Genomic DNA, 7,150 nt, shown 5'->3' with positions numbered 1-7,150 from the left:
GGGTGGATGCGGTAAAGGTCGCCCTAAGAAGCAGAAAGCAAGCGAAATCCGTGAGGAAGTCGCCTAAGAGCTTTGCTTTTAGAATCCCCCACTTGAGTGAAAACGAAAGTGGGGGGAGTATGTCAATAAGGCAATTTGAACCGTACCGGGTTTGTCGGAGACTCAATATTCTGAGAGACTATTCCGATGAAAAAACCAAACTATACCCCCGAAATTAGAGAAAGAGCGGTTCAATTACTCATTGAATCTGAAAAGGCGGATTCAAGCCCTGTGACAGTTCAATGAAGTTTATATTTCGAGTCATTGAGGATATGTAGCTTTGCTTACTTAAAATGCTTTGATCGAGTAAAATAATATGATTCGTGCTTTAGATCTGGTGGGTGAATATGCATATTTTATATGTGAGCGATGGTAAGGCAGGTCATCGCTCTCAAGCATTGGGTCTTTTTAAGGCAATGCAAAAGCAAACAAATATTGATCTGACTTTTGAAGAAATTTCAATTGATCATTTACCACTGTTGAGTTTATTGACCGCATATAAAAAACAAAAACATGCGGCTGTATCGCAGCAACCAGATTACATTTTTGGGGTAGGCAGTCATACGCAATTACGTGTTTTCTTGATGGGTAAAGTTTTTCCATGTGCAAAAACTGTCATTTTAATGAAACCCAATTTTCCATTATCTTGGTTTGATCATGTGGTTATTCCTGAACATGATGGTGTGCCAGAGCAGGCAAATGTGATTGTTACACAAGGTGCGCTGAATCCAATTGAAAATGAGCAGCGACACATTCCAAACCGTATTTTGATTGCATTAGGTGGTTCATCTAAACGGCATCTTTGGAATGCAGATAAGGTATTGTCTGCGATTGAACAGATTGTGCTGCAGAATAAGCAGTGTGAGATTATTTTGACGAGTTCTAGGCGTACACCTGCTGATTTTTTAGTGACATTGGCTCAGCAAAGTTTTTCTTCACAACTGCAAATTTTTCCAGTTGAACAAACGCCGCAGGGCTGGATTTTTGAAGAAATGCAAAAAGCGGAAGCTGTTTGGGTGACTGAAGATAGTGTGTCTATGATATATGAGGCACTCACCGCAGGTTGTAAAGTCGGGCTTATTCAGATAGATCGAGCGAAAGAGGATCGGATTACGCATTCGGTAGAGCATTTGGTTGATCAAAAGCTTGTATCGAATGCTAGACAAATTGCTGAATTATATTCTACGACTGCTTTTAAAGAAGCAGAGCGTGTGGCAACATATCTTTTAATCAAGTAGCTGTGATTTAATCGTGATTTATATTCTGATTGTTTTATTTATCTTGTTGTTCGCATTCAGTTATAAGTACGCATGGTGGAAGCCAGCAGTAGATTGGAATAGACCACGAATTTTAATGTATCACATGGTACGTGAGCACATTGATGGTGCCAAGTTTAATAAATTACGAGTTAGGCCCACTGAGTTTGAAAAGCAAATAGCATGGCTAAAAGCAGAAGGTTTTAACTTTGTAACTATGCAGGAATTACAAGATCATTGGGGGAGGCATCCTGCAAAAACTGTTGCAATCACTTTTGATGATGGTTATTTAGATAACTTGGAAAATGCTTTTCCAATTTTAGAAAAATATCAAGCTAAAGCTACGATTTATGTAGTTGTGGACCGGCATGATCGAGATTGGTCGACATATAAGAAAGCCCACCATAACAGTGGTGAGCTGGCGCGTGAACCAAAGCTTAATGATGAGCAAGTGCAGTTTGTAGCAAATTCTGGTTTGGTGGAAATTGGTTCACATACAATGACCCATGCGAATCTTGCAAAGTTGGATGATATTGAATGCTTAGATGAGTTAACTCAATCCAAGCAATCACTTGAAGATTTGATTCATCGCTCTGTAAATAGTTTTGCATATCCATTTGGTATTTATGCCGCGCGTGATGTAAGTTTGGCACAGCAGGCTGGATATACCAATGCAGTAACAACGCAAGAAGGCATAGATGGGAAAATGCCTGATTTTATGCAATTGCAACGTATTAAAGTGAGTGGTAAAGACTCATTATTTGCTTTTAAATTGCGAATGAAATTGGGGAAAAGAGCTTAGTTGCTTTCTCTACTATTAATTTTTCTTACATGATCTAATTGGTTGAAGTAAGTTGTGAGCTTCATCCGATGTTTGTTCCATGTTTGAATTGGATGAAGACGACTTGTTAAGTAAATGATGAAGTCTGTAAATTTTCGCTGGGGTGTATGGCGTATACTTTTCCAATAGGTTGAAATTGCTTTTTTGATCAGTAGTTTTTTATTTTGTTCAGCAATATCTGGATAGTCTCGGATAAAATCATCAATTGTGAAGAACATATCATGGTGTTGTTGTTCTAGATGGCGGGATAGGCGGTTTTCCCCACGAATAGATTTTGTTTCAGTCTCATCTAAAATAACAAAAACACTATGTAAGTCGCTAGAGATTATTTTTTTTGAATATTTGGATAAGTTTAAAGCTAATGATTCATCTTGAATAAATATGTTTTCATTGCAGCCTTTGGATTTTATAAATAAGTCACGTGTACACATAACGCACATCTGCATAATATTATTTTCAAGTACGTAATTTAAAGGTGTTGTGCTAGATTGCCATGTTGCAATAGTGTGCTTCTGAATTTCATTCAGATCGTGAATTTTAACCTTTTCTGCATAACATAAATCGGCATTTTGCTTTTGCATTTCTGCTAAAAACATATTGAGACGATTAGGTGCTAAAACATCATCAGCATCCATGAAAAATAGATAATTACCAGTTGCAGAAAATGCACCTTGATTTAAACGAACAGCTGGGCCTTTATTGTCTGCATTTTGAATGATTTTGATTTTTGGGTAAGTTTCTATTAGATATTTACTGTTTTTAGACCATTCTGGGTCTGTAGAGCAGTCATCTACCACAATAATTTCGTGCAAATTTTCATCTTGAGGTTGTAGTGATTCAATGGTTCTATTCAGTAATTGGCCTTTATTGTAATGAGTGAGGATGACTGAAATCATTTTAATATCCTAAATTACGTTTAAAAGCTTGGGTAATTGGGCTTGATGAGTTTAAATCTTGGGTATTTCTGACATTTGGATACTGAAAAATATCTTCGAGCATTTGTCTCTGCATGAGTTGAGCTTGAAGATATTTCTCATTTAAAGGTTCTAAAATAGACTTGGGGCCATATATTGAGCTGACAAAACGTCCACTTTGGATAGTTTCGGCAAGCATGGAAGTACTGTCTTCTGTGACGAAAATATAAGTAGCTTGTTGAATTAGTTGAATTAGTGACAAAGCTTTTTCAGTATCAATAAAATGTAATTGGATATTTTTTGGAATATCAGTTTTATTCAAAAATGCACTTAGATTTGGTGTGCGACGTGAGTTGGTAATTAAGCCTTTAAGTTGATTGTTTCTACAAAATAGAATGAAGTTACTTATGATTTTTTCAAAATCTCTATAAGTAAAAGGATGTTCATCTGTAGCCCCTCCTAAAACGAGTAAAGCCGTTGTTTGATCGAGTTGATCATGTTGCATGTTAAAAAACTCTTTTTTAACAGGTGGTGTTGTTAGTACAACTTGGTCTGATAGCGTGTTTTGTGGGAGTGCAGTAATTGTGCAGCTGACTAGTTTGCTGTTTACCTTACGTAAGTCACCTGCATAAAATAGAGGAACTTTTAAACTACGGCTTACAAAAATGCCATAGATTAAGTTGGGCATTCCAGAGCAAATAATGCAGTTAATATTTTGATTTAAATAATTTTTTTTAAAAAATAAAGCAGTAAATAAATCGAATAAACGCGGATACCAACTAATTTTTTTTAAGAGGCTGATTTGCCACTTTTTTAAGGTGGGTGTAACTGTTTTATATAAAGCGGTTGAATAAGCGGTTTCTAGATTGTCGTAAACTCCTAAGCTAGGGTTTAAATGCCCAGCACGTTGGTCATGAATAAGGAGAACAGCAAGGCTAGGTTTGCTTTTCATAAGATTTAAAAGTTTGATATATCAACTCTGTATATTAGCAAAAATCTATTCTGTTGTCAGAGCAACCTTATAGTAAGGCAAGATTCAGTATGTTATTTTAGATTAGGTGGTGGCCTATTTAGGTGATTAATAATAAAATGTTTTCTAATCAGTAGTTAGCGCAATTTTAAAAAGGCTTTTCTTGAAAAAACTAAAAATAGTTCACACAGTTTATGGGGATGCTTCAGGTGGGCGTTGGCAAGCAATGCTAAACACTTTTGATGCATTAGAAAGCAAGGGGCATGAAGGTGTTTTGGTATATGGTGATGAAAATAAAAAGTTAAAATCTGAAAATTATCCAAAATTTGTACTCAATAGTTCAGGGTTTTATGATCTGATTGCAGCAGTAAAACTAGCTTTATGGTTACGCTCTTATCGGCCTGATGTTGTAATCGCTCATAGTGGACGTGCTGTTTACTTATTTAAAAATGCGATGTTTTTTGCACAAATTAAATGCCCTGTTATTGCGATGAATCATAGTCATAACGTGAAAAGAACATTGCGCGCAGATGGATTTATTCATATTACCCCTTATGTGGGGCAATGTGTTGCAGAAGCGGCAAAAAACAAAGGTGTCGATTTAACTAAAAAACCACAGGCTATTATTTCAAATTTAATTCACTTACCTGAGAGTCAGCCCTCTTTTTCTGAAACGCTGAGTGAACCAGTTGTCTTAGGCATTATGACGCGTTTGGTTGAATATAAAGGTACACATTTAGCAATTTCTGCGGTACAGCAACTCAAGCAACAAGGATATAAAGTGAAGCTTCTGATTGCCGGGGAAGGTGAGCAGAAAGCTACTTTAATTCAGCAGGTTAAAGATTTGAATTTAGAAAATGAAGTTGAGTTTTTAGGCTGGATTGGTGGTGAAGATAAAAGAAAATTTTACAATGATATCGATATTGCACTCGTGCCTACCATGAATGATACCCAACCTTTAGCCATATTAGATGCTTTTGCCTGGGGGAAACCCGTGGTTGCGAGTGATCATATTAGTGTTCAGCAGATTATTCGCCAAGGTGAAAATGGTTTGATGGCAAAGTGTGGAGATGCTAATGATCTGTCGGTAGTATTGATGTCTATAATAAATAGTAAATCTAATCAAATCAGAATTGCTAAAAATGGTTATGATGATGCATGTTTTAAGTATTCATTTGAATATATATCTAATTTATTAGACGATTTTTTTCGTCATGTAGGAAATTGAAATGGAAGCAATCTCACCTTTTTCACGTTTTTTAAGAAAGTATTTCAGAAATGATAATCAACGAAAAATTGGTAAAGATTTTATACTAGTCGAAAGTCTTGTAAATGATACCCATCGCTTTCTATCAGAAAATATTGGTAATACGGAAAATTTAAATATTGGTGAGCATGGAAAAAACTTAACAATTAGTTTTATTTCATATAATCGTTCAGATCTATCAATTAAACTGCTTGAATCTATTAAGAATTATATTCCTTTATTTAAAGGTGAAGTTTTAATTGTCGATAATGGTTCAAATGTTGAAGAAATTGAAAAATTAAAGAAATATATTGAAAACTTTGAGTATGATTGTCGGATTATTGAAATTGGGAGAAATACAGGTCCAAGTTTTGCAAGAAATCTAGCAAGTAAAGAAGCAAAATATGACTGGATTATGAGTCTGGATAATGATGTCTATTTTATTTCAAACATACTGCCAATAGCACAGAAAGAAATTGCAGTTTTAAATACGCACTTTATGTCCTTACCTTTATTAAATCCTGATACAAAGAGTATTTATGCTTATGGTGGTGATATATTTATTTCTAGAATTACAGGGGATGAATATCTTCTAGAGCAACGATCAATCTTTAAAGGTAAAACAGTATCAAGTCTGGTTGATCCTAAACCATTTTATTGTAATTTTATGTTTGGTGGAGCAAATATAGCTAAAAAAGATACCTTTTTGAAACTGAATGGTTATGATGAAAATATGTTTATTGGATATGAGGATTTAGAGTTTTCATTAAGGATCTTGCGTGAAGGCTATAAATTGGGTTGTGTATCTGAACTTGGGATAGTCCATGATCATCCAAAAGATAAATTAGATTATGAAAAAGTAAGATGGGCGAAAAATATTATTAAAGAATCTGCTGATTATTTTAAGAAAAAGCATGGTTATAATTTAATTAGTGAAAAGTTTGAAAAAGAGCTAGAAGCTTTAAATAATGAACTGAATAAAAAAGAGAGCTAGTGCTCTCTTTTAAAGAAAGGAAAACTATCTAATAAACTCTTAGGATTATGTTTGAAGTTATAACATTTGGCTAATTTTGCAACAGTTTTAAAGTTTATTTTTGGTATATCTAAACTGCTAAAAGTATAAGGATTAATAGGATTAGATATATTTAATGTGCTGAAAAAATCATAGAATTTAAAATGCTGCCCATATAGTTTTTTATCTGAAATATCAATCCAAACCCATGGGATGTTATATGCTTGTGCGATTATTAGTCCATGTAGAGATGCGCTAATACATATTTCAGATTGGCATATTTCATCAATCACTTTAATAATATCTTGTTCAACATCGATAATATGAAAGTCTTTATCAAGATTATTAAAAAGTTCACGTTGAGTAGTGTGTGGACAAATTGAAATCTTATACAGTTTTTGCAAACTAGAGGGTATATAAAACTCAGGCATTAAAATAGCTGGATCACCATACACTTGAGGAATTGAAACTTTGAGATGTTTAGATAACTCATGATGCGTGTGCTCACCACGAACAGCATGAATATTCAAATTTTTTAAAGTTTTTAGTGTTTTTAATAGGTTTTTACTATTACTAATAGGCTGGATTAGACCTGAACCCCAAATATGCAAGTTGTTTGAGTTTGTTGGAAGATGCTCTAAGATTGAGCCAACAGTGAAAAAATTATTATTAATCACTGGAAATTGTTTAGTATTAAAGACCGCTTTGGAGGTTAATTGGCTCACCAAATATGGACCAATCCAATCCCCAAAATTTTTACTCTCATCCCACCAAAAAAGTGGTATTAACTCTTTTTCATCTAACTGATGCTCTGATATTTGATAGAATTTGTTTGGTATATTTGTATTTTCTGATTTTTTTTTGAAAAACAT

7 protein-coding genes are annotated in these 7,150 nt (G+C 34.3%); 4 read left to right on the top strand and 3 right to left on the bottom strand.

Annotated elements, in window-relative coordinates; all coding sequences use genetic code 11:
• Positions 1-386 precede the first annotated feature (386 nt).
• Together ACEO2X_RS09145 and ACEO2X_RS09140 are read left to right on the top strand one after the other, a co-directional pair.
• The gene (locus ACEO2X_RS09145; protein WP_371971852.1) at positions 387-1,277 is read left to right on the top strand and encodes a mitochondrial fission ELM1 family protein; all 891 of its coding nucleotides are present in this window, start codon (positions 387-389) and stop codon (positions 1,275-1,277) included.
• 13 nt (positions 1,278-1,290) lie between these two features.
• Positions 1,291-2,097 (top strand): polysaccharide deacetylase family protein, encoded by an 807-nt coding sequence (locus ACEO2X_RS09140; protein WP_371971851.1) that lies wholly within the window; start codon positions 1,291-1,293, stop codon positions 2,095-2,097.
• Here the strand turns inward: ACEO2X_RS09140 and ACEO2X_RS09135 are convergent.
• Positions 2,094-3,032, bottom strand: coding sequence for a glycosyltransferase family 2 protein (locus tag ACEO2X_RS09135; protein ID WP_136143930.1), 939 nt, complete (start codon positions 3,030-3,032; stop codon positions 2,094-2,096). The genes ACEO2X_RS09140 and ACEO2X_RS09135 overlap by 4 nt on opposite strands.
• 1 nt (position 3,033) lies before the next feature.
• Positions 3,034-4,002 carry an ELM1/GtrOC1 family putative glycosyltransferase gene (locus ACEO2X_RS09130; protein WP_317028309.1) on the bottom strand — a complete coding sequence of 323 codons (969 nt, stop codon included), beginning with the start codon at positions 4,000-4,002 and terminating at the stop codon, positions 3,034-3,036.
• Positions 4,003-4,183: 181 nt separating this feature from the next.
• On the opposite strand from ACEO2X_RS09130, the gene ACEO2X_RS09125 reads away from it, so the two are divergent.
• Positions 4,184-5,248: a glycosyltransferase family 4 protein gene (locus tag ACEO2X_RS09125; RefSeq protein ID WP_371971849.1), complete on the top strand. Its 1,065-nt coding sequence runs from the start codon at positions 4,184-4,186 to the stop codon at positions 5,246-5,248.
• 1 nt (position 5,249) lies between these two features.
• Entirely contained in the window at positions 5,250-6,260 is a 1,011-nt protein-coding gene (locus ACEO2X_RS09120; RefSeq protein WP_180082549.1) for a glycosyltransferase family 2 protein, read from the top strand.
• Here the strand turns inward: ACEO2X_RS09120 and ACEO2X_RS09115 are convergent.
• On the bottom strand, positions 6,257-7,150 hold the full coding sequence (locus tag ACEO2X_RS09115; protein WP_371971848.1) for a polysaccharide pyruvyl transferase family protein: 894 nt from the start codon (positions 7,148-7,150) through the stop codon (positions 6,257-6,259). The two genes, ACEO2X_RS09120 and ACEO2X_RS09115, sit on opposite strands and share 4 nt — an antisense overlap.

This window comes from Acinetobacter sp. AL9 (assembly GCF_041464035.1).
In the GTDB taxonomy this organism is placed as follows: domain Bacteria; phylum Pseudomonadota; class Gammaproteobacteria; order Pseudomonadales; family Moraxellaceae; genus Acinetobacter; species Acinetobacter towneri.
This window is presented reverse-complemented; position numbering and strand designations above follow the sequence as displayed.

Coding starts and splice junctions, on each gene's coding strand:
- ACEO2X_RS09145 (WP_371971852.1), top strand. CDS start 387: ATGCATATTTTATATGTGAGCGATGGTAAGGCAGGTCATCGCTCTCAA.
- ACEO2X_RS09135 (WP_136143930.1), bottom strand. CDS start 3,032: ATGATTTCAGTCATCCTCACTCATTACAATAAAGGCCAATTACTGAAT.
- ACEO2X_RS09130 (WP_317028309.1), bottom strand. CDS start 4,002: ATGAAAAGCAAACCTAGCCTTGCTGTTCTCCTTATTCATGACCAACGT.
- ACEO2X_RS09115 (WP_371971848.1), bottom strand. CDS start 7,150: ATGTTTTTCAAAAAAAAATCAGAAAATACAAATATACCAAACAAATTC.
- ACEO2X_RS09120 (WP_180082549.1), top strand. CDS start 5,250: ATGGAAGCAATCTCACCTTTTTCACGTTTTTTAAGAAAGTATTTCAGA.